Source organism: Arthrobacter sp. ov407 (assembly GCF_900102895.1).
Lineage (GTDB): Bacteria > Actinomycetota > Actinomycetes > Actinomycetales > Micrococcaceae > Arthrobacter.
On the sequence record NZ_FNGD01000003.1, the window covers coordinates 274534 to 293566 of the forward strand.

16 protein-coding genes are annotated in these 19033 nt (G+C 67.1%); 9 read left to right on the forward strand and 7 right to left on the reverse strand.

Translation table 11 applies throughout. From position 1 onward, the window contains the following. Window positions 1-57: 57 nt before the first annotated feature. The 3 genes from BLS42_RS05765 to BLS42_RS05775 are packed head-to-tail and all read left to right on the forward strand — an operon-like array spanning window position 58 to window position 3420. Entirely contained in the window at window positions 58-1653 is a 1596-nt protein-coding gene (locus BLS42_RS05765; protein WP_090577992.1) for a circularly permuted type 2 ATP-grasp protein, read from the forward strand. Continuing rightward, entirely contained in the window at window positions 1646-2572 is a 927-nt protein-coding gene (locus BLS42_RS05770; protein WP_090577845.1) for an alpha-E domain-containing protein, read from the forward strand. The genes BLS42_RS05765 and BLS42_RS05770 overlap by 8 nt, the downstream gene beginning before the upstream one ends. Then, entirely contained in the window at window positions 2569-3420 is an 852-nt protein-coding gene (locus BLS42_RS05775) for a transglutaminase family protein (RefSeq protein WP_090577848.1), read from the forward strand. The genes BLS42_RS05770 and BLS42_RS05775 overlap by 4 nt, the downstream gene beginning before the upstream one ends. A gap of 96 nt (window positions 3421-3516) precedes the next feature. On the opposite strand, the gene BLS42_RS05780 is transcribed toward BLS42_RS05775, so the two are convergent. After that, complete coding sequence (locus BLS42_RS05780) at window positions 3517-4014, reverse strand: pyridoxamine 5'-phosphate oxidase family protein (protein ID WP_090577851.1); 498 nt, start codon at window positions 4012-4014, stop codon at window positions 3517-3519. 279 nt (window positions 4015-4293) lie between these two features. Between BLS42_RS05780 and BLS42_RS05785 the strand changes: the two genes are divergently transcribed. Next, window positions 4294-5877 (forward strand): GAF domain-containing sensor histidine kinase, encoded by a 1584-nt coding sequence (locus BLS42_RS05785; RefSeq protein WP_371129516.1) that lies wholly within the window; start codon window positions 4294-4296, stop codon window positions 5875-5877. A gap of 72 nt (window positions 5878-5949) precedes the next feature. Here BLS42_RS05785 and BLS42_RS05790 read toward each other — a convergent pair whose 3' ends face one another. After that, window positions 5950-6681, reverse strand: a complete 732-nt coding sequence (locus tag BLS42_RS05790; RefSeq protein WP_090577854.1) for a response regulator — start codon at window positions 6679-6681, stop codon at window positions 5950-5952. Between the two features lie 267 nt (window positions 6682-6948). On the opposite strand from BLS42_RS05790, the gene BLS42_RS05795 reads away from it, so the two are divergent. Continuing rightward, the gene (locus BLS42_RS05795) at window positions 6949-7392 is read left to right on the forward strand and encodes a universal stress protein (protein ID WP_090577857.1); all 444 of its coding nucleotides are present in this window, start codon (window positions 6949-6951) and stop codon (window positions 7390-7392) included. 36 nt (window positions 7393-7428) lie between these two features. Here the strand turns inward: BLS42_RS05795 and BLS42_RS05800 are convergent, their stop codons facing one another. The 3 genes from BLS42_RS05800 to glgC form a co-directional block, all read right to left on the reverse strand. Further along, window positions 7429-7896 (reverse strand): pyridoxamine 5'-phosphate oxidase family protein, encoded by a 468-nt coding sequence (locus tag BLS42_RS05800; RefSeq protein ID WP_090577998.1) that lies wholly within the window; start codon window positions 7894-7896, stop codon window positions 7429-7431. A 20-nt stretch (window positions 7897-7916) separates the two neighbouring features. Further along, complete coding sequence (locus BLS42_RS05805; RefSeq protein WP_256336276.1) at window positions 7917-9425, reverse strand: SDR family NAD(P)-dependent oxidoreductase; 1509 nt, start codon at window positions 9423-9425, stop codon at window positions 7917-7919. Window positions 9426-9486: 61 nt separating this feature from the next. Then, window positions 9487-10902 carry a glucose-1-phosphate adenylyltransferase gene (glgC, locus tag BLS42_RS05810; protein ID WP_090577860.1) on the reverse strand — a complete coding sequence of 472 codons (1416 nt, stop codon included), beginning with the start codon at window positions 10900-10902 and terminating at the stop codon, window positions 9487-9489. A gap of 102 nt (window positions 10903-11004) precedes the next feature. Here glgC and glgA point away from each other — a divergent pair, with 102 nt between their 5' ends. Beyond that, window positions 11005-12210, forward strand: coding sequence for a glycogen synthase (gene glgA / locus BLS42_RS05815; RefSeq protein WP_090577863.1), 1206 nt, complete (start codon window positions 11005-11007; stop codon window positions 12208-12210). A 73-nt stretch (window positions 12211-12283) separates the two neighbouring features. Here glgA and BLS42_RS05820 read toward each other — a convergent pair whose 3' ends face one another. Together BLS42_RS05820 and BLS42_RS05825 are read right to left on the reverse strand one after the other, a co-directional pair. Continuing rightward, the gene (locus BLS42_RS05820) at window positions 12284-14476 is read right to left on the reverse strand and encodes an acyl-CoA dehydrogenase family protein (RefSeq protein ID WP_090577866.1); all 2193 of its coding nucleotides are present in this window, start codon (window positions 14474-14476) and stop codon (window positions 12284-12286) included. A 75-nt stretch (window positions 14477-14551) separates the two neighbouring features. Beyond that, window positions 14552-15277 (reverse strand): TetR/AcrR family transcriptional regulator, encoded by a 726-nt coding sequence (locus BLS42_RS05825; RefSeq protein WP_090577869.1) that lies wholly within the window; start codon window positions 15275-15277, stop codon window positions 14552-14554. Window positions 15278-15338: 61 nt separating this feature from the next. Here BLS42_RS05825 and BLS42_RS05830 point away from each other — a divergent pair, with 61 nt between their 5' ends. From BLS42_RS05830 to BLS42_RS05840, 3 genes are read left to right on the forward strand one after another with little or no spacing between them, the layout of a single operon-like run. Beyond that, window positions 15339-16751: an acetyl-CoA C-acetyltransferase gene (locus tag BLS42_RS05830; protein WP_090577872.1), complete on the forward strand. Its 1413-nt coding sequence runs from the start codon at window positions 15339-15341 to the stop codon at window positions 16749-16751. Between the two features lie 10 nt (window positions 16752-16761). Next, on the forward strand, window positions 16762-18102 hold the full coding sequence (locus BLS42_RS05835; RefSeq protein WP_090577875.1) for a 3-oxoacyl-ACP reductase: 1341 nt from the start codon (window positions 16762-16764) through the stop codon (window positions 18100-18102). A 29-nt stretch (window positions 18103-18131) separates the two neighbouring features. After that, the gene (locus BLS42_RS05840; protein WP_371129517.1) at window positions 18132-19028 is read left to right on the forward strand and encodes a MaoC family dehydratase; all 897 of its coding nucleotides are present in this window, start codon (window positions 18132-18134) and stop codon (window positions 19026-19028) included. Window positions 19029-19033 lie beyond the last annotated feature (5 nt).

Below are 19033 nucleotides of genomic sequence, written 5' to 3' on the forward strand. Positions count from 1 at the left end.
GCCGCGCCGCGAGCCGTCGAAATGATTTCGTAACGAAAAAGTGATTGGCTAGTGACCATGTCTGACCTATTCCAGGATTACTCTGAGGCCGCCGGCCGAACCGGTGCCTACGACGAGATGTTTGCCCCCGGCCAGCAGGCCCGGAAGTCGTACGGGCAGGTGGCCGTGGCGCTTCGCGAGCTGTCGTTGGCTGACGTCAGCGCCCGCGCCGATTCCATGGCGCGGACTTTCCTGGACCGCGGTGTGACGTTCGACTTCGCGGGCGAGGAGCGGCCCTTCCCCCTGGACATCGTCCCCCGGGTGATCCCCGCCGATGAGTGGAGCGTCCTTGAACGCGGTGTCGCCCAGCGCGTGCGCGCCCTGGAAGCCTTCCTCAACGACGTCTACGACAAGATGACGGTCGTGTCCGACGGCGTCATCCCGCGCCAGCTCGTCACGACCAGCGCGCACTTCCACCGCCAAGTGCACGGCTTTGAGCCGGCCGGCGGCGTCCGCGTCCACATTTCCGGAATCGACGTCGTCCGCGACGCAGCCGGCACCTTCCGCGTCCTGGAGGACAACGTCCGGGTACCCTCCGGCGTCAGCTACGTCCTCGAAAACCGCCGGGCCATGGCCAAGGGCCTGCCCGAGGCGTTCGGCCAGCAGCTCATCCGCCCGGTCGAGGAGTACCCCCGCCGGCTCCTGTCGGCCCTGCGAAAGACGGCGCCCTCCGGCGTCGACGATCCCACCGTGGTGGTCCTGACTCCCGGCGTGTTCAACAGCGCCTACTTCGAGCACACCCTGCTCGCGGGCCTGATGGGTGTCGAACTCGTCGAGGGCCGCGACCTCATCTGCCGCGGCAACCGGGTCTACATGCGCACTACGGCGGGCGAGCAGCGTGTGGACGTCATCTACAAACGGATCGACGATGAATTCCTGGACCCGCTGCAGTTCCGTGCCGACTCCATGCTCGGCTGCCCCGGCCTGGTCAACGCTGCCCGCGCCGGCGGCGTCACGATCGCCAACGCCGTCGGCAACGGCGTCGCCGATGACAAGCTGGTCTACAGCTACGTGCCCGACCTCATCCGCTACTACCTGAACGAAGAGCCCCTCATCGCCAACGTGGACACGTTCCGGCTGGAAGAAAAGGAGGCCCGCGAGCATGTCCTGGACCGCCTGGACGAGCTCGTGGTCAAGCCCGTGGACGGCTCGGGCGGCAAGGGCCTGGTGATCGGTCCGGACGCGTCCAGGGACGAACTCGACGCCCTCCGCAAGCGGATCATCGCCGACCCCCGCGGGTGGATCGCCCAGCCCGTGCTGCAGCTGTCCACAGTGCCCACGCTCAGCGGCGACAAATTCGGCCCACGGCACGTGGACCTGCGCCCGTTCGCCGTCAACGACGGCGAGGACGTCTGGGTTCTCCCCGGCGGACTGACCCGTGTGGCGCTCAAAGAAGGCTCGCTGATCGTCAATTCCAGCCAGGGTGGCGGCTCCAAGGACACCTGGGTCCTGGCCGATTCCCCGCAGGTTCCCGTCGAAGTGATCCCCCGGCCCACCATCGCTGTCCGCGAACGGGTTTCGGTTTGGCCGGTGGAGAGCAACTGGCGCGACAGCCAGAAAGAGCAACAGCAGCAGCAGATTTCTGACGCGCAGGAGGTAACCGCGAATGCTTAGCCGTATTGCCGAGTCACTGTTTTGGATCGGCCGCTACGTGGAACGGGCCGACGGCACCGCACGGATCCTCGACGTCCACCTCGAGCGGCTCAACCATCTGCCCATGGAGGAACAGCGCAGCGTGGCGCAGGAACTCCTCGCCGTCATGGGGGCCCGCGCGCAAAATGAGGATTTCGGCCTGCCCGAATTGCTCAACGCCCTCGCCTACGACAAGCAGAGTGCCACGTCCATTGCCGGCTCCCTCGGCGCGGCCCGGGAAAACGCCCGCCGCGCCCGCGAGACCGTCTCCTCCGGCCTCTGGGAAAGCCTCAACACGACCTACTACGGGCTCAACCAGCACCGCAAGGACGTGGTGGGCACCTACCGCTTCTGCAACTGGGTCCTGGAGCGCACGGCCATGGTCAGCGGCCTGGCCGACACCACCGTCAGCCACGACGAGAGCTGGCAGTTCCTGGTCCTGGGCCGGTCCCTGGAGCGTGCCGACATGACCGCGCGCATGCTCTCCACCCGCGATGTCCTCTCGGCCGGCATGTCCTGGGTGAACATGCTCCGCTGCGCCGGCGCGTACGAATCCTTCCTGCGGACCCGCCGGGCGGCGTTCGGTGACCAGCATGCGGCCGAATTCCTGCTCCTGGACCGGCTGTTCCCGCGGTCCATCGTCTACGCCCTGCGCGACGCTGACGAGTGCCTGGCGAAGCTCGACCCCTCGGCCCAGCGCGTCGGCTTCATCAACGACGCCCGCCGGATTGTCGGCCAGGCCCGCACCTTCCTGGAGTTCCACCGCACTGATGACCTCATGTCGGAACTGCCGGAGCACATGGAGCGCGTGCAAAAGGCCGTTTCGCAGGCCTCGGACGCTATTTCCCGTAAGTACTTCAATCAGGCAGACGAACTGGCCTGGGTGGGAGAAGTTTCATGACCCGGCTGAACATCGTCCACAAGACGGCCTACAAGTACAACAAACGCGTCACCCTGTCCTACAACGAGGCCCGGATGACCCCGCTGACGGACCCGCAGCAGGTGGTACTGGAGTCCTCCATGAAGGTTTCGCCCTCGCAGGCGGCCATGAGCAGCTACCGCGACTACTGGGGCACACGCGTGACGGCTTTCGACATGCAGATGCCGCATGAGCACCTCGAAGTCCTGTCCACCACCACCGTTGAGGTGCACCGGGTCGAGAAAATCGCGGCCGAGGCCGACATCGTCGGGTGGGACGTCCTGGCCGCCCCGGAGACGCTCAACCAGTTCAGTGACTGGATTCCGCAGTCCCAGCTGACGGGTCCCGGCTCCGAAGTGCTCGCCATCATTCCCGGAGTTGTGGAGGGAAAAACGCCGCATGAGGCGGCCATGGCGGTCTTTGCCTGGATGCGCGGCGAAATGACCTACATGAAGGGCTCCACCGGCGTCACCACAAACGCCGAGCAGGCCTGGAACCAGCGGCAGGGTGTCTGCCAGGACCTGGCGCACCTCGCCATCGGCTCACTGCGCAGCTGCGGCATCCCGGCCCGCTACGTGTCCGGCTACCTTCACCCCCGTTCGACGGCGGACCTCGGCGAGACGGTCGCCGGCCAATCCCATGCATGGCTCGAGTGGTGGGACGGCGACTGGCGGAGCTGGGACCCGACCAACCACAAACCGGCAGGGGACTTCCACGTCACCGTGGCCCGGGGCCGCGACTACCGCGATGTGCCGCCGCTCAAGGGCATCCTGTCCGGCGGCGGGGGATCGGCCCTCACCGTCAGCGTGGAGATCACCCGCCTGGCCTAAACCGCCGCCCCGTTCCACGTTGCGCTATCAGATAGGGCTGCTCTGAACCCTCAGAGCAGCCCTACGTGATAGCGCATCCGGTGTGTTTTGGGGGAGTTATTCGAGGCCGGACCGGGTGGAGTCGTCCAACGGCGTCCACCACGTCTGCGGCGGTACCACTTTGAAGCGCCGGCCGGTGACGGTGTCCGGCGTGATCCGGACGAAATGTTCCTTTTGCCCGGCCTGCCACGGGAACAGCAACAGGCCCACCGTGTCCATGACTTCCTGGGGGTTCTGCACCGGCGCGGCCTGGCCCTTGACGACAACGCTCCAGGCGACTCCGGTGTCCGCGTCCACGCCGTCAGCCTCCAACGCCACCGGAGTGTCGCCGGTGGCCGCCTGCAGCTTGGTGCCCTCGGCGGTCCGGAAAACCAGCGTGCCGTGGTCCACTTTGTAGTTGATGGGGAAGATGTCGGGGTGATTTTCCACCCAGACCGCCAGCCTGCCGACCGAGACGCTGCGCAATAGCTGCCAGCATTCGTGATGGTCCAGGTTTTCCACGGCGTGGGTCTGGTCCTTGGACTCGTGACTGCCCGGGCTCGAATCAGTACTCATGGCGGCGATCGTACGCCGCCGGGGCTGAGGGCGGATAGGGCAAATGGTCCCAGCCGCCGGTTAACACTGTGAAATGCCGAGGCTTTCCTGAGTGGTTCGCGGTATTCTGGCATAGGGCCGTCAGCGTGGACATGGGCCGGAGCGAGTGGGGGCAATGATATGCATTCAACGGGTGAGGGCTCAGGCCATACAGTATCCGAGCCAAACCCCGTGGTTGAGGAACTGCTGCTAAAGGGGTTCGGCGCCCGGGCAGAAGAGCTACACCAATCCAAGGAACGCATGGCGGGCCTGCTGGAAGCGGTCGTCGCCCTGGCCGAGGACCTGAGCCTGGACGCCGTCTTGGAACGCGTGGTCGAATCGGCGTGCCGATTGTTGCATGCACGCTTTGGCGCCCTGGGCGTCATCGGTGATGACCAAGCCCTAAGCCACTTCATCACGGTCGGCATCGATGGCCAACTGGCGCGGCAGATCGGTCCGCTGCCGACCGGCCACGGCGTGCTCGGCCTCCTGATTACGGACCCCCGGCCGGTCCGGCTTCATGATCTGAGCCGGCATCCTGAAGCCTACGGGTTCCCCGCGAATCACCCTCCCATGCAGTCCTTCCTGGGGGTCCCGGTCCGCGTCCGGGAGGTCGTGTTCGGGAACCTCTACCTCACGGAAAAAGAAGGCGGGGACGACTTTAGCGCCGAGGACGAGGCCCTGGCCGTCGCCTTGGCGGCTGCCGCCGGCGTCGCTATTGAGAATGCCCGGCTCTATGACGATGCCCGCCGCAGGGCCCGCTGGCTGGAGTCCTGCATGGACGTCTCCGGGCTGATGCTGAGCACGGACCGCGACTACACCTCGGGCGGCCTGGATCCCATCGCCGGCCGTGCGCTCCAGGAGTCCGCGTCCGATCTCGCCCTGCTGGTTGCGCCCGCCGCCAACGGCGTGGCCCATGTGGTGATCGGCGTTGCCGGCGAGCGGGGCGCGGCGTTTTCGGGAAGGTCTTTGCACCTGGAATCAGGGCTCCTGGATGCCGTCCTCGAAGGCGGCGAGCCGGTGCTGTTCGACGACGCGTCGGAAGTGCTCGGGGAAGCCGACGCCGGCGTCACCGGTCCGCTGCTGGCAGTGGCCCTGAGCACCCAGGGCGCCCACCATGGCCTCCTGCTGCTGGCCCGGAACAAGGATTCGGTCCGCTACGCCCGGACGGACGTCGAGATGGGGGCCGTCTTCGGATCCCACGTGGCCCTCTCCTTGGAGCTGTCGCGGGTGCACCGGCTGCGCGAAGAGCTCCTGGTCTTCACGGACCGCGACAGGATCGCCCGGGACCTGCACGACCTTGTCATCCAGCGGCTGTTCGCCGCCGGGCTGAGCGTGCAGAGCCTGACCCGGTTCACCAAGGACGAGCTTGCGCGGGAGCGCATCCGCATCATCACAGGCGAACTAGACGAGGCGATCCGCAGCCTGCGCGACACCATCTACTCACTGAAGAGCAACATTGGCGACACCGAATTGCTGAGCGGCCGGATCCGTCGCGTCACGCGAAGTTCGGCGAAGTCCATGCCCTTCGCGCCGCGCCTGACCATCACAGGACCCGTGGATGCCGTGACACCGGACAAGGCCGACAACGTCGTGGCTGTGGTTTCCGAAGGGCTCAGCAACGCCATCCGGCACTCCGGGGCGGATACCATCTCGGTCTCGGTGGCGGTTGTCAAGAGCCGGGTGACGGTGGTGATCAGCGACAACGGCGCCGGATTCGCCCAACCCGGAATACGCAACGGGCTTAGCAATCTCGAGGACCGGGCACGCATGCTCGACGGCGAATGCACCATCACGAGCGCGCCCGACGCCGGTACCAGCCTGGAATGGTCCGTGCCCCTTTAGCCGGGCGCCTTTAGCCGGGCTCCGCTAGCCGTCGCGCGGACCGTCGCGCACGGAGGCTACCGGACGGTGTGGCTACCGGACGCTGTGCGGCCGGGTTCCTTCGCTGGCGCCCGCACCGGAGGCCACCGGAAAGGCCGGGCTGGCGATAAAGACAGCGGCCTGGGTACGTCGTTCGAAGCCCAGCTTGGCCAGCAGCGACGATACATAGTTCTTGACGGTCTTTTCCGCCAGGAACATTTCGGCGGCAATCTGCCGATTGGTCAGTCCGCCGCCCACCAGCTCCAATACCTTGCGTTCCTGGGGCGTGAGGGATGAGGTGCGCGGGTCAACTTCCTCGGCCTCCACCAGACTGTCCACAATGCCGGCGGCGACGTCTTCCTCGAAGAGGGTCTCGCCCGTTGCCGCCCGCCGCAGCGCGCCGATCAGGTCCGTGCCGCCGATCTCCTTCAGCACATATCCCCGCGCTCCGGCCAGGACGGCGCCGCGCAGGGCCTGTTCGTCGTCGAAGCTCGTCAGGATGATGCAGTTCAGTGACGGGTCCACCGACCGCACGTCCCGGCAGACCTCAATGCCGGTCCCGTCCGGCAGGCGGGCGTCCAGCACACAGACATCGGGGTGCAGTGCGGGAATGCGCCGGGTCGCCTCCACCGCGGATCCGGAACTGCCGACCACAACGAATCCCTCGCCTTCGAGGAGTTCCTGCAGCCCACGCCTGACGAGTTCGTGGTCATCAAGGATGAAGACGCGGATCACCGCCTGCGCGCCATCAGGTGCAGCGAGACCTGCGTCTGACCAGGCAATCATGGTTCTCCCGTCCGGCCGCTTCCGAGGCCGCTCGATTCTGTGGTTCGTTGATAGACCCCAGCCTTTGCCATTCTTCTGCACGGCGGCGCCGCAGACAAGGGTCATAATGCCCACCGGGCCGCCTGCCGCACTGAATGCTTTCGGGCACGCGCGGGCTGGTGTGATTGCAAGTCTTTTGGCCCTAGGCGGCGGGCGGGCGGGAGGAAATCATGGGAGCGTCGCCATCTGGCGCAGGAAGCTCGGCCCGAACGAGGACAAAGGTCACCGATGAACGAAGTCATGGACGTCCGTACGATCGTGGTGGGAGTTGACGGCTCGGACGCTTCGGTATCGGCGTTACGGCATGCGCAGGCCCTTGCGGTGCCCCTGTCCGCCAAGGTGGTCGCGCTGGGGTGCTGGGACTCTCCGCAGGTGTACGACGGCTATGTCGCCGTCGGCATCGACGACTTCGACGTCCGGGCCGGCGAAATCCTCGCCGAGGCGGTAGCGAAGGCGTTCGGCCCGGACACACCGTACAACGTCGAGGGCCGCCTCATCCAGGGACATCCCCGCCACATGCTCATCGAGGAAAGCAAGTCCGCCGACATGCTCGTGGTGGGCCGCCGTGGCCACGGCGGGTTCGGCGGCCTGCTTCTGGGATCGGTCAGCTCAGCCTGTGTGGCACATGCGCATTGCCCGGTACTGGTCGTGCACTCGCCAGAAAGCGACTGACGCCCGAATCCCTGCCGGGAGTGATCCGAACCCGTGCTACTCGAATGTGGCGCGGCGCTGGTCCGAGAGGCGGGTGGTCCACACATCGGGCCTGTTGACCTTGAAACGCCGTCCGGTCAGCGCTTTGGGAGCCACCCGAACGTAATACGGCTTGGCGCCGGGTTGCCACGGTTCCAGGAGCAGGGCGTCCGCCGCGTCCTTGTCCGCCTGGTTCTCGATCAGTTCTGCTTCGCCGCGCGCCATCACGCTCCAAGCCGTCTCCTCGTGGGCGTCGTAGCCGTCGATCTCGAATGCCACCGGTTTGCCCGTGATGGCGCCCCACAGTTTCGTGCCACCGGAGGTGCGGAAGACAATCGCCCGCCGCTCCAGCACGAAATTCACCGGAAAGATCTCCGGATGGCTGTCCACGATCAGCGCTACGCGCCCTACGACCTCGGCATCGAGCAGCGTCCAGCACTGGTCCATGGTCAGCGAGTAATCCGGCGACGGCGTGGTTGTCTCCATGTGGAGCCACGTTACACCGGTCACCACGGACTGGGCTTGTAATCCTTTAGGAAGACGCCGTACTGGTCCTCGCCTGACTCGCCCATCACGATGGGGTCATACACGCGGGCGGCGCCGTCAACCAGGTCCAGGGGCGCGTGGAAGCCCTCTTCCATGAGGCGGACTTTGGTGTAGTGCGGCCGCTCGTCCGTGATCCAGCCGGTGTCCACGGCCGTCATGAGGATGCCGTCGGCGTCGAGCATTTCCTGCGCACTGGTACGCGTCATCATGTTCAGCGCAGCCTTGGCCATGTTCGTGTGCGGGTGCCCGGGGCCCTTGTACGCGCGGGAGAACTGGCCTTCCATGGCACTGACATTGACGATGTACTTCCGCCGCGCGGTGGAGCGCTTCATGGCGCCGCGCACCCGGCTGACCAGCAGGAACGGAGCCGTCACGTTGCACAGCTGCACTTCGAGCATCTCCAGCGGGTCCACTTCGTCCAGCACCTGGGTCCAGCTGTTGATCGTAGCGAGGTCCGGGACCAGCCCGCCGGCGTCGATCGCGGTGCCGGAGGCAATGCGCTCCAGCGACGCGGAACCCGTGGACAGGGCCAGGGAAGTGATTGCGTCCCCGGCCAGTACGGGATTGTCGAGCACGCTGCTGGCGAGGGCAAGAGGGTGCTTGTCGTGGGCGTGGCCAAACGTGACCAGCTCCGGGCCCCCGTTGGCAGCCTGGAGGGCGGCGGGAAGCGGCTCGTCCTCGGCGTCGACGAGGGGCTTGTAGGCGTTGCCGGAGCGCCGCACCGTCTGGGCTGCGTTGTTGATGATGATGTCCAGCGGTCCTGCGGCATCGAGGGAATCCGTCAAGGCCATCACCTGGGACGGGTCGCGAAGGTCGATGCCCACGATCCGGAGCCGGTGCAGCCAGTCAGCGCTGTCCTCCATGGCAGCGAAGCGGCGGGCGGCGTCCTTGGGGAACCGGGTGGTGATGGTGGTGTGAGCGCCGTCCCGGAGGAGCCGGAGCGCGATGTACATGCCGATCTTTGCCCGGCCGCCGGTCAGGAGGGCCCTGCGGCCCGTCAGATCGGTGCGGGCGTCGCGCTTGCTGTGGCTGAACATGGCACACTCGGGACAGAGCTGGTGATAGAAGGCATCCACCTGTGTGTAGTGCTGCTTGCAGATGTAGCACGGCCGGGACCTGATGAGATGGCCGGCGATCTCCCCGGTCGCAGACGTGGCGAGCTTGTTGCCGCGCGTCTCGTCGTCGATCCTGTCGGGGGCCGCCGTCGCCGTCTGGGCGATCACGGCGCGGTCCGCTTCGGCGATCTCATCCCGTTTGCTGACCCGCCGGTGGCGCTTGACGGCCTTGAACATCTTCCCGGTGGCGCGGCGCACGGAAACGTAGTCCGGGTGTTCCTCGTCATAGGCGTGGATCGTGTCCAGGACCTTCAGGCAGGCCTGGATTTCCTCCGGCGTCAGCCCGGCGGGGCCCGCCACGACACTGCCAGGCTGGGCGGAGGGAAGGTCGGAGGACAGATCGGGGGAGCTCATTGCCCCAATTTTACAGGGTGCGGGGAGCCCGGCCTGACGGCGGTGCCGGGCCCCCGCCTGCCTATGCCGTGGGGGATTGCTTGGCCGGTGCGTCCGCGCCGACCGCGGCGGCCTGCACGTCGGCAACCTTGTCCACGGACTCCCGCATTTCGGGCCAGTTTTCCGTCGCCGTGCGGACAGCGTCCGGCACCAGGCGCAGGTTGGCCGCGGAGAGCGCCCGTTCCGCATCGCTGGGATCCGGGACCAACTGACCCTTGGACAGGACCGTGATTCCGGAGTCGGTGACCTTGAACCCGCGGGCGCGGTCCAGTTCGGGGTCGAGTCCGATCGCGGCCCCGGCCGGAACCTTGACGTTCTTGTCGATGATGGCGCGTTTGATGACGGCGCCTTCGCCGACATTGACCTTGTCCATCAGAACCGAGTCCAGGACCCGGCTCGAGGTGCCGACGTAGACGTCGTTGGAGAGCACGGAGCCCTCCACGATGCCGCCGGAGACGACGACGCCGCTGGCCACGATGGAATCCAGTGCCGTGCCCACTGTGTTGGACTTGCCGCGGACAAACTTGGCCGGCGGTGAGATGGTCTGGCGGGTGTAGATCGGCCACGCGGAGTTGTAGAGGTTGAAGACCGGAACGGGGGAGATCAGGTCCATGTGGGCGTCGTAGAACGAATCGATGGTGCCGACGTCGCGCCAGTAGGTGCGGTCCCGTTCGGTGGAACCGGGAATGTCATTGAGGGTGAAGTCGTACACGCCGGCCTCGCCCTGGTTCACGAAGTAGGGAATGATGTCCCCGCCCATGTCGTGCTTGGTGTCGAGGCGCTCGGCGTCAACGTGGAGTGCTTCGATAAGGGCGTCGGCGTCGAACACATAGTTGCCCATAGAGGCCAGGAACTGGCTGGGGTCCGCCGCGAGGCCAGGAGTCGAGGATGGTTTCTCGACGAACGCAGCAATTTTCTCCGGGTTGTCCGCGTCCGTTTCGATCACGCCGAACTGGTCCGCCATGTGCAGCGGCTGGCGGACGGCGGCGACTGTGGCTTTGGCCCCGCTGGCGACGTGCTGCGCCACCATCTGGGAGAAGTCCATCCGGTAGACGTGGTCTGCGCCGACCACGACCACGATGTCGGGGTTGGCGTCATGAATAAGGTTCAGGGACTGATAGATGGCGTTGGCGCTGCCCAGGAACCAGCTCTTGCCGACTCGCTGCTGGGCCGGAACCGAGGCCACATAGTTCCCCAACTGGGTGGACATGCGCCACGTCTCGGAAATGTGCCGGTCAAGGCTGTGGGACTTGTATTGCGTCAACACCACAATTTGCAGATAGCGGGAATTCACAAGATTTGAAAGGGCAAAGTCAATTAGCCGGTAGCTTCCGGCAAACGGGACACCAGGCTTGGCCCGGTCCGCCGTCAACGGCATGAGCCGGTTTCCCTCGCCACCTGCGAGGACAATTGCCAAAACTCTCTTTTGATGCGGCATGGTGATCGCTCCTGAACGCCTTCGTTACTCCCCAATACAGTCCGGCATGCCCGAACGTCTTCACACTAGATCAGTTCCACCGTAACGACTACCTTGGTGCATGTGCGAATAGATATTGTGACCAAAGAATTCCCGCCGGAAATCTACGGCGGCGCCGGGGTCCACGTGGCCGAGCTCAGCAGGGTGCTGGCCCAACGCGTGGACCTTCAGGTGCGTGCCTTCGGCGCGCCCCGCGAGCCCGGGTATCACGGAGCGACCGTCACGTCGTATTCCGTGCCCGAAGACCTGGGCTCAGCAAACGCGGCCATCCAGACCCTCGGGGTGGACCTGAGGATCGTTCCGGACATAGCCGGCGCGGACCTGGTCCACTCCCACACCTGGTATGCCAACATGGCCGGACACATTGCGTCGCTGCTCCACGGCATCCCGCATGTGCTCAGCGCCCACAGCCTGGAGCCGCTGCGCCCGTGGAAGGCCGAGCAGCTCGGTGGCGGTTACGCGGTCTCCTCCTGGGTAGAAAAGACCGCCTACGAGGCCGCTGCCGCCATCATCGCCGTCTCGGAAGGCATGCGCCAGGACATCCTGCGCAGCTATCCCGACGTTGACCCGGCCAAGGTCAAGGTGGTCCACAACGGCATTGACGTCAGTTTGTGGAACCGGGACGAGGGCGACGACGTCGTCCGGGCCCTCGGCATGGACCCGTCGCTGCCGAGTGTCGTGTTTGTCGGGCGCAACACGCGGCAGAAGGGCGTTCCGTACCTGCTCCGTGCCGCCGCCAAGCTGCCGGCCAATATCCAGCTGGTGCTGTGCCTCGGCGCTGCGGACACGCCGGAACTGGCCGCCGAGACCGCCCGCCTCATCGAGGAGCTGCAGAGCCAGCGCAGCGGTGTGATCGTGGTGGAACGAATGCTTCCCCGCAACGAACTCATCCAGGTCCTCAGCCACGCAACGGCGTTCGCCTGCCCGTCCATCTACGAGCCGCTGGGCATCGTGAACCTTGAGGCGATGGCCTGCGGCGCCGCCGTGGTGGCCAGCGCCACCGGCGGTATTCCGGAAGTCGTCGAGCACGGCGTGACCGGGCTGCTCGTCGAGCTGGAGCAGGTCACCGACGGCACGGGCACGCCGCTGGATCCGGAGAAATTCGTCACCGACTTCGCCGCCGCCCTGACCGAAGTGGTGTCCGATCCCGCCCGGGCGCGCGCCATGGGTGTAGCCGGCCGGCGCAGGGCCGAGGAGCACTTCTCCTGGGAATCCATCACGGAGACCACGCTCGAGGTTTACCGCTCGGTGCTCAACAAGGACTCCTGACCAGCGTCCAAACAGCAGTACAACGGCGCCGCCCCGGCTGAAGGGGCGGCGCCGTCGTCATGCTCCGGCTGGGTCAGGCGCCGCCGGCTTTTGTGCCGCCGGCTTTTGTGCCGCCGGCTTTTGTGCCGTGGGTTTTTGTGTCGTGGGCCGCGCGGGCGAGCAGGATCCTTTCATCCAGGGGTGCCTGGCCGCTGGCGCGCTGCTTCCGGAAATAATCCCGGGCCTCGTCCTGGCGCGCCTTCTCCGCGCCGGTGGAGATCTCCGCGCGGAGGTGCTCCGGCCCGTAACCGAAGGCGTCCACCAGGTCAACGGCGTGCGGGCGGATCTTCACGAGCAGGCGGTTGATGTATTCGCCCACGGTGCGTCCGCGCTGCATCGACAGCCGGCCGTTCATGAGGTACCAGGACAGGTTCTTCTCGATGAGGGACAGGCCGAAGAGATCACGCAGCCACGTCAGGACCTTGTGCGTGCCCGGGTCTGTCACTTTCCCGAGGGCCTCCGTAAAGGCCTCCCACTGCAGCAACTCCGCATGGGCCTGGGCGGCTTCGATGAGTTCGTGCTGGTGCGCGTTGAACAAGGCGGCGCCCTGCTGCTGCGGGAGCCTGTTCGCGCCCTTGAGGGCCGTGGCCACCTCCGCGACCATGGTCTGGACGCGGTCCGTCAGCAGGGTCCGCTGGCTTGCCTCGTCCTTGATCGCCAGGGCCGCTTTCTGCACTGATCCGGAGTCAGCCACGAACTGGGCGACGCCGCGCAGTCCGGTGCGGTGGATCGCGACACCGGTGGCCTGGCCCACGACGTAGCGGGCCAGCACGCCGAAGTTCACGGTGCGGAATTCCTTGGCGTAGTCGGCCAGAAGGCGCTTGGCGACCAGCTGCAGCAGGACCGTGTTGTCGCCTTCGAAAGTGGCGTACACGTCCAGGTCGGCGCGGAGCGAGGCGAAACGGTTCTCGATCAGGAATCCGGCGCCGCCGCAGGCCTCGCGGCATTCCTGCAGGGTATCGAGTGCGTGCCAGGTGCTGAGCGGCTTGAGTGCCGCTGCCAGGGTCTCCAGGTCCTGCCGGTCCTGGTCGGTGTCGTGACGGCCGGAGAAGACGTCGTCGAATTTCTGCAGCAGCTGCTCGCTGGCGAAGCTCGCGGCGTACGTGGTGGCCAGCCGGGTGAAGAGCCGGCGCTGGTGCCGCTGGTAGTCCAGCAGGACTTCTTCATCGGTCTGGGAGGAGGCATTGAACTGCCGGCGTTCGGTGGCGTACTGGATGGCGGTTTTCAGGGCCAGTTTCGACGCCGTCACGGCGGCGCCGTCGAGGGAGACCCGGCCCTGGACCAGCGTGCCGAGCATGGTGAAGAAGCGGCGGCCCGGACTGGCGATGGGGGAGGTGTAGTTGCCCTCAGGGTCGACGTCGCCGTAGCGGTTCAGGAGGTTCGTGCGGGGGATCCGGACGTTCGTGAAGTGGAGCCGGCCGTTGTCAATGCCGTTCAGGCCGCCCTTGACGCCGTCGTCCTCGCCGCCGATGCCCGGCAGGAAATCCTTGGTCTCGGGGTCCCGGAGGTCCATGTAGAACGCGTGCACACCGTGGCTGACGCCCTTGGTCACCAGCTGGGCGAACACCACGGCGGCCAGGCCATCGGTGGCGGCGTTGCCGATGTAGTCTTTCCACGCGGCCCGGAACGGGGTGTGGACCACGAACTCCCCGGACGCGGGGTCGTAGGTGGCGGTGGTGGCAATGCTGGCCACATCCGAACCGTGCCCGGTCTCGGTCATGGCGAAGCAGCCCGGGATGTCCAGGCTCATGATGCCGGGCAGCCACTTCTGGTGGTGTTCGGCGGTGCCGAGGTGGTTCACCGCGGAGCCAAACAGTCCCCACTGGACGCCGGCCTTGATCTGCAGCGACGGGTCGGCGATGACCAGCTCCTGGAACCCGGCCACGTTCCCGCCGTGATCATCCGAGCCGCCCACGGACTGCGGGAATGCGCGGTGTACAGCGCCGTTGTCCACCAGGATCCTGAGCTGTCCAAACGCGCGTTGGCGGTGCTCGGTGTGGGTCAGGCCCTCGATCTTGTGCAGTTCCGGGCGGCCGGCGAGGCCCCTGGACTTCAGCCGGATATCGGCCCACTTGCCGAGCAGTTGTTCGCCAAGGGCCGCGACGTCGACGGCGGGCGCCTCAGCGGAGCCCGGTTGGGCGCCGGAACGCCCGCCTGTTTTGGTCGCTGCCGGCGTCGTGGTGCGGCGAGGTGCGGTGCCGGGGGTGCGGTCGGCTAGTTCAGTCATGTCGTTTCCTTCTGTGGTTCTGACAATCTCTAGTGCTGACAATTCAGTTCGTAGGCGTGGGCCCGGGTGCCGCTGCTACGGCGTGCCCTGGCCCGGCGGATCCGCCGGTGACGAGGCTGCCGGTGACTGCAGTTCGCGGGCGATTCCGAAGCAGAGCCAGTCCGTGATCTGCCGCGCCATGGCTTCCTGGTCCGGCTTGGCGGGTCCCGGCGGGCTGGCGAGCCACTGTTCTCCGGCGTTCCGCACCAGGCCGATCGCGGCATTGGGCCAGTAGCCGATCACGGCTTCCTTGTCCTGGCCGCCGCCCAGATGGCTGCGCATGGGCCGGGCAATCATGTCGCTGATGGCGGCGAAGAAATGGCTCAACGCGCCGGCCGTGGAGATGGACGGGCTGGCGGTATCCGCGTCGCCGGGGGCGTGGCGCGTGACAAAGGTGTAAACATTCGGGCTGGTCTCGGCCATCTGCAGGTACGCGGACACCATGGCGAACAGGCCTTCGCGCGGCGTCTGGGCGCCCTGGGCCGCCTCCTGGATGCGCCGCTGCATCTGGCTCAGGACCACTTCGCCCACGGCCTGCTGGAGTCCGGCCTTGTCGCCAAAATAGCGGTAGAAAACGGACTTTGAGGTTCCCGCGGCCGCGGCAATGTCCTCCATCGACGCGTCACTGCCAAGGGCGTGCACCGCCCTCCGGGCCGACTTGATGAGCTCCCGCCGCCGTTCCTCGCGGTGGGACTGCCAGCGGGAGGCCCGGCCGTCGACGGCGGCCTGCCCGGCGGGCGAGGTGTCGTTGGGGATGTTCACGATACCCAGCGTATCAGGTACGCTGGGTATCGGTAATCGCTTTGATCGAAGGAGACAGCCCATGTCCGTCAACGGACCGTCAGTGCCCCGCCCCCAACCAGCAGCCGCATCAACCGCCGCAACATCCGCTGCAGGAGCGGCCGCAGGTAAGACGCTGGCCGTCGGCGCAACCTCGACGCAACTCCGCAAGGCCGTGGTCGTGGGCGGCAACCGCATCCCCTTCGCCCGGACCGGCGGCGCGTACACCAAGTCCTCCAACCAGGACATGCTCACCGCCGCCCTGGACGGACTGATCGCCCGCTTCGGCCTTCAGGACGAGCGAATCGGGGAAGTCGCGGCCGGGGCCGTCCTCAAGCACTCCCGCGACTTCAACCTCACCCGGGAGGCCGTGCTGGGCTCGGCCCTCTCTGCCGAGACCCCGGCGTACGACCTCCAGCAGGCCTGCGCCACCGGCCTCGAAACGGTGCTCGGCCTGGCGAACAAAATCAAGCTGGGCCAGATCGATTCGGCGATCGCAGCCGGCGTCGACTCCGCCTCTGACGCCCCCATCGCCGTCAGCGAGGGACTCCGCGAGGTGCTCCTTGACCTCAACCGCGCCAAGACGGTGTCCCGGAAGCTGCAGGTCCTCAGCCGGCTCCGGCCCAAGGATCTCGCCCCCGATGCACCGAACACGGGGGAGCCGCGCACCGGACTGTCCATGGGCGAGCACCAGGCGCTGACCACCGCGCAGTGGAAGATCACCCGCGAGGCCCAGGATGAGCTCGCCTTCAACAGCCACCGCAATCTTGCCGCGGCCTACGACGCCGGCTTCTTCGACGACCTCCTGACCCCCTACCGGGGACTGAGCCGCGACTCCAACCTGCGAGCCGATACGAGCCTGGAGAAACTGGCCACGCTCAAGCCCGTCTTCGGCAAGAACCTGGGCGCGGAAGCGACCATGACGGCCGGCAACTCCACCCCGCTGACCGATGGCGCCTCCACCGTGCTGCTCGCGTCCGAGGAATGGGCCGACGCCCACGACCTCCCCAAGCTCGCCACGGTCGTAGACGGCGAGGCGGCCGCCGTCGACTTTGTCCACGGCAAGGACGGGCTGCTCATGGCGCCGGCATTCGCGGTGCCCCGGCTGCTCGCACGCCACAATCTCACCCTCGCCGACTTCGACTTCTTCGAGATCCACGAGGCCTTCGCCGGCACGGTGCTGAGCACCCTAGCCGCTTGGGAGGACGAGGAATTCGGCCGCACCCGCCTTGGCCTGGACGGCGCCTTCGGCAGCATCGATCCCACCAAACTGAACGTCAACGGCTCTTCTCTTGCCGCCGGACACCCGTTTGCTGCCACGGGCGGCCGAATCGTGGCGTCGCTGGCCAAAATGCTGCACACCCAAGGCCAGGTCAACGGGCGCCCGGCCCGCGGGCTTGTGTCCATTTGCGCCGCCGGCGGCCAGGGCGTCGTCGCAATTCTTGAAGCACTGTAAGGGGAATCGGATGAGCGACAAGTACACCCAGTTCGTCAGCCACGGACTCGGCAGGGACATTGCCAAGCGACTCGGCCTCCCGCAGCCGGTGGCCCTCCGGCGGTACCAGCCCGGCCGCCCCCTCATCGACGGACCGGTCCTGGTCCAGGGATCAACCGGAGGCGCGGACGAGCTCGCCGCCACACTCCTGGCCTGGAACCTCGACGTCCGCCGCCACGCGATACCCAAGGAGAAGCTGGGCGCCATCATCCTGGTGCTGGACGAACTGGCCCACCCCGGCGACCTCGAAAAACCGGTCCTCAGCGCCGCCACCTCGCTGCGCGATCTCGCCCCGAACGGCCGCGTCATCACCATGTCCCGCACGGCAGACTCCGCGACGGAGCCGGCAGCGGCAGCGGCCCGGCAGGGCGTGGACGGCCTCCTGCGGTCACTGGCGAAGGAACTCCGGGCCGGCGCCACGGGCAACGGCATCGTGCTCGCGGACGGCGCCCGGACCACCAGCCCCGGAACACTGGGGGCGTTGAGGTTCTTCCTGTCGGGCCGCTCGGCGTTCGTGGACGGGCAGTTCCTGACCGTCAGCTCCGGCGCCGGTCAGCTTCCCGAGGACGTCGAGAAGCCGCTGGCCGGCAAGGTGGCCGTGGTGACCGGCGCCGCCCGGGGAATCGGGGCTGCGATCGCCCGCACCCTGTACCGCGACGGTGCCACCCTCATCCTCGTCGACATCCCGGCGGCCGGAGACCACCTGGCGGAGGTGGCCAACGAGGTCCACGGGACGGCCCTGCAGCTGGACATCAGCCGCATCGATGCCGGCCAACGGATTATCGACCACGCCGCGGCTCGGCACGGCCGGCTGGACATCGTGATCCACAACGCCGGGATCACCCGTGACAAGCTCCTGGCCAACATGGACGCGGGCCGCTGGAACTCCGTGATCGCCGTCAACATCGCCGCGCAACTGCGGATCAATGAGGCCCTGCTGGCCTCGGAGCAGTTCCGCGACTCGCCCCGGATCGTGTCCGTGGCCTCCACCAGCGGCATCGCCGGAAACCGCGGCCAAACCAACTATGCCGCGTCCAAGGCCGGCGTGATCGGCATGGTCCGTGCCACGGCGCCGCTGATCGGCGAGCGCGGCGGGTCCATCAACGCCGTCGCTCCGGGCTTCATCGAAACGGAGATGACCGCCAGGATCCCCTTCGCCACCCGCGAAGTGGCGCGCCGGCTCAATTCGTTGCAACAGGGCGGCCAGCCGGGCGACGTCGCCGAGGCCATCGCGTTCCTGGCCAGCGACGCCGCGGGCGGGATTTCCGGCGAGGTGCTGCGCGTCTGCGGGCAGAACCTGGTGGGCGCGTGAGCGGTTCACAGACCGTCATCTTGGGCGAGATGCCGGCGCTGTCCAAGCTCTATGTCAACGCCGCGGCCGCGGCGGCACGGCGCCGGGTCCTGGGCACCCACGGCGGCACCGAACTGCCGGACTACACCCACGAGGTGCGTAGCGTGAAGGCCGGCGTCGCGAACCTGACGGCCTACCAGCACCTGATCGGCGAGAGTGCGAGCGATGTTCTACCGGCCGGCTTTATCCATGCCCTGGCGTTTCCACTGGCCATGAGCGTGATGAACCGGGATGATTTTCCATTGCCCTTGCTGGGCATGATCCACCTGAGCAACAAGGTGGTGCAGTCCGCGCCGGTCCTGTTCACTCAGGCCCTCGATATTCGGGCCCGGGTGGAGAACCTGCGCGGGCACCGGGCCGGCACGCAGCTCGATGTCGTGGCCGAGGTCCGTGCCGCCGGGCAAGCCGCCGTCGGGCAAGAAGAAGTCCGCTGGCGCGGGGTCTCGACCTACCTGGCCAAGGGGGTGTTCCTGCCCGGGATCGACAAGCCCTCGGTGCCCGTGACGCCGCCGCCGTTCGCTGTGCCGGATCCCACGGCCCTGTGGCAGCTGGGCGTGGACACGGGGCGCGCCTACGCCGCTGTGTCCGGCGACTTCAACCCCATCCACCTCAGCGTGCTCACCGCTAAGGCACTGGGCATGCGCCGTTCCCTTGCCCACGGCATGTACCTGGCGTCGCGGGCGCTGGCCGACGTCGGCGCCGTCCGGGGGGACTCGTTCCGCTGGGACGTGGCGTTCGAAGCCCCCGTGTTCCTGCCGGCCCGTGTGGCGCTGGACATCAGCACGGTACAGGCCGACGGCGGCGCCTGGCAGCGCTCCGACTATGTGGCGTGGAACCCGCTGTCCGGGCGCCGGCACTTCACCGGGTCGGTTACGGCGTTGCCGTAGCAGGG

Excerpts from the sequence above, each read along its gene's own strand:
- BLS42_RS05765 (WP_090577992.1), top strand. The coding sequence starts at position 58 with ATGTCTGACCTATTCCAGGATTACTCTGAGGCCGCCGGCCGAACCGGT.
- BLS42_RS05770 (WP_090577845.1), top strand. The coding sequence starts at position 1,646 with ATGCTTAGCCGTATTGCCGAGTCACTGTTTTGGATCGGCCGCTACGTG.
- BLS42_RS05775 (WP_090577848.1), top strand. The coding sequence starts at position 2,569 with ATGACCCGGCTGAACATCGTCCACAAGACGGCCTACAAGTACAACAAA.
- BLS42_RS05780 (WP_090577851.1), bottom strand. The coding sequence starts at position 4,014 with ATGAGTACTGATTCGAGCCCGGGCAGTCACGAGTCCAAGGACCAGACC.
- BLS42_RS05785 (WP_371129516.1), top strand. The coding sequence starts at position 4,294 with ATGGCGGGCCTGCTGGAAGCGGTCGTCGCCCTGGCCGAGGACCTGAGC.
- BLS42_RS05790 (WP_090577854.1), bottom strand. The coding sequence starts at position 6,681 with ATGATTGCCTGGTCAGACGCAGGTCTCGCTGCACCTGATGGCGCGCAG.
- BLS42_RS05795 (WP_090577857.1), top strand. The coding sequence starts at position 6,949 with ATGAACGAAGTCATGGACGTCCGTACGATCGTGGTGGGAGTTGACGGC.
- BLS42_RS05800 (WP_090577998.1), bottom strand. The coding sequence starts at position 7,896 with ATGGAGACAACCACGCCGTCGCCGGATTACTCGCTGACCATGGACCAG.
- BLS42_RS05805 (WP_256336276.1), bottom strand. The coding sequence starts at position 9,425 with ATGAGCTCCCCCGATCTGTCCTCCGACCTTCCCTCCGCCCAGCCTGGC.
- glgC (WP_090577860.1), bottom strand. The coding sequence starts at position 10,902 with ATGCCGCATCAAAAGAGAGTTTTGGCAATTGTCCTCGCAGGTGGCGAG.
- BLS42_RS05820 (WP_090577866.1), bottom strand. The coding sequence starts at position 14,476 with ATGACTGAACTAGCCGACCGCACCCCCGGCACCGCACCTCGCCGCACC.
- BLS42_RS05830 (WP_090577872.1), top strand. The coding sequence starts at position 15,339 with ATGTCCGTCAACGGACCGTCAGTGCCCCGCCCCCAACCAGCAGCCGCA.
- BLS42_RS05835 (WP_090577875.1), top strand. The coding sequence starts at position 16,762 with ATGAGCGACAAGTACACCCAGTTCGTCAGCCACGGACTCGGCAGGGAC.
- BLS42_RS05840 (WP_371129517.1), top strand. The coding sequence starts at position 18,132 with ATGCCGGCGCTGTCCAAGCTCTATGTCAACGCCGCGGCCGCGGCGGCA.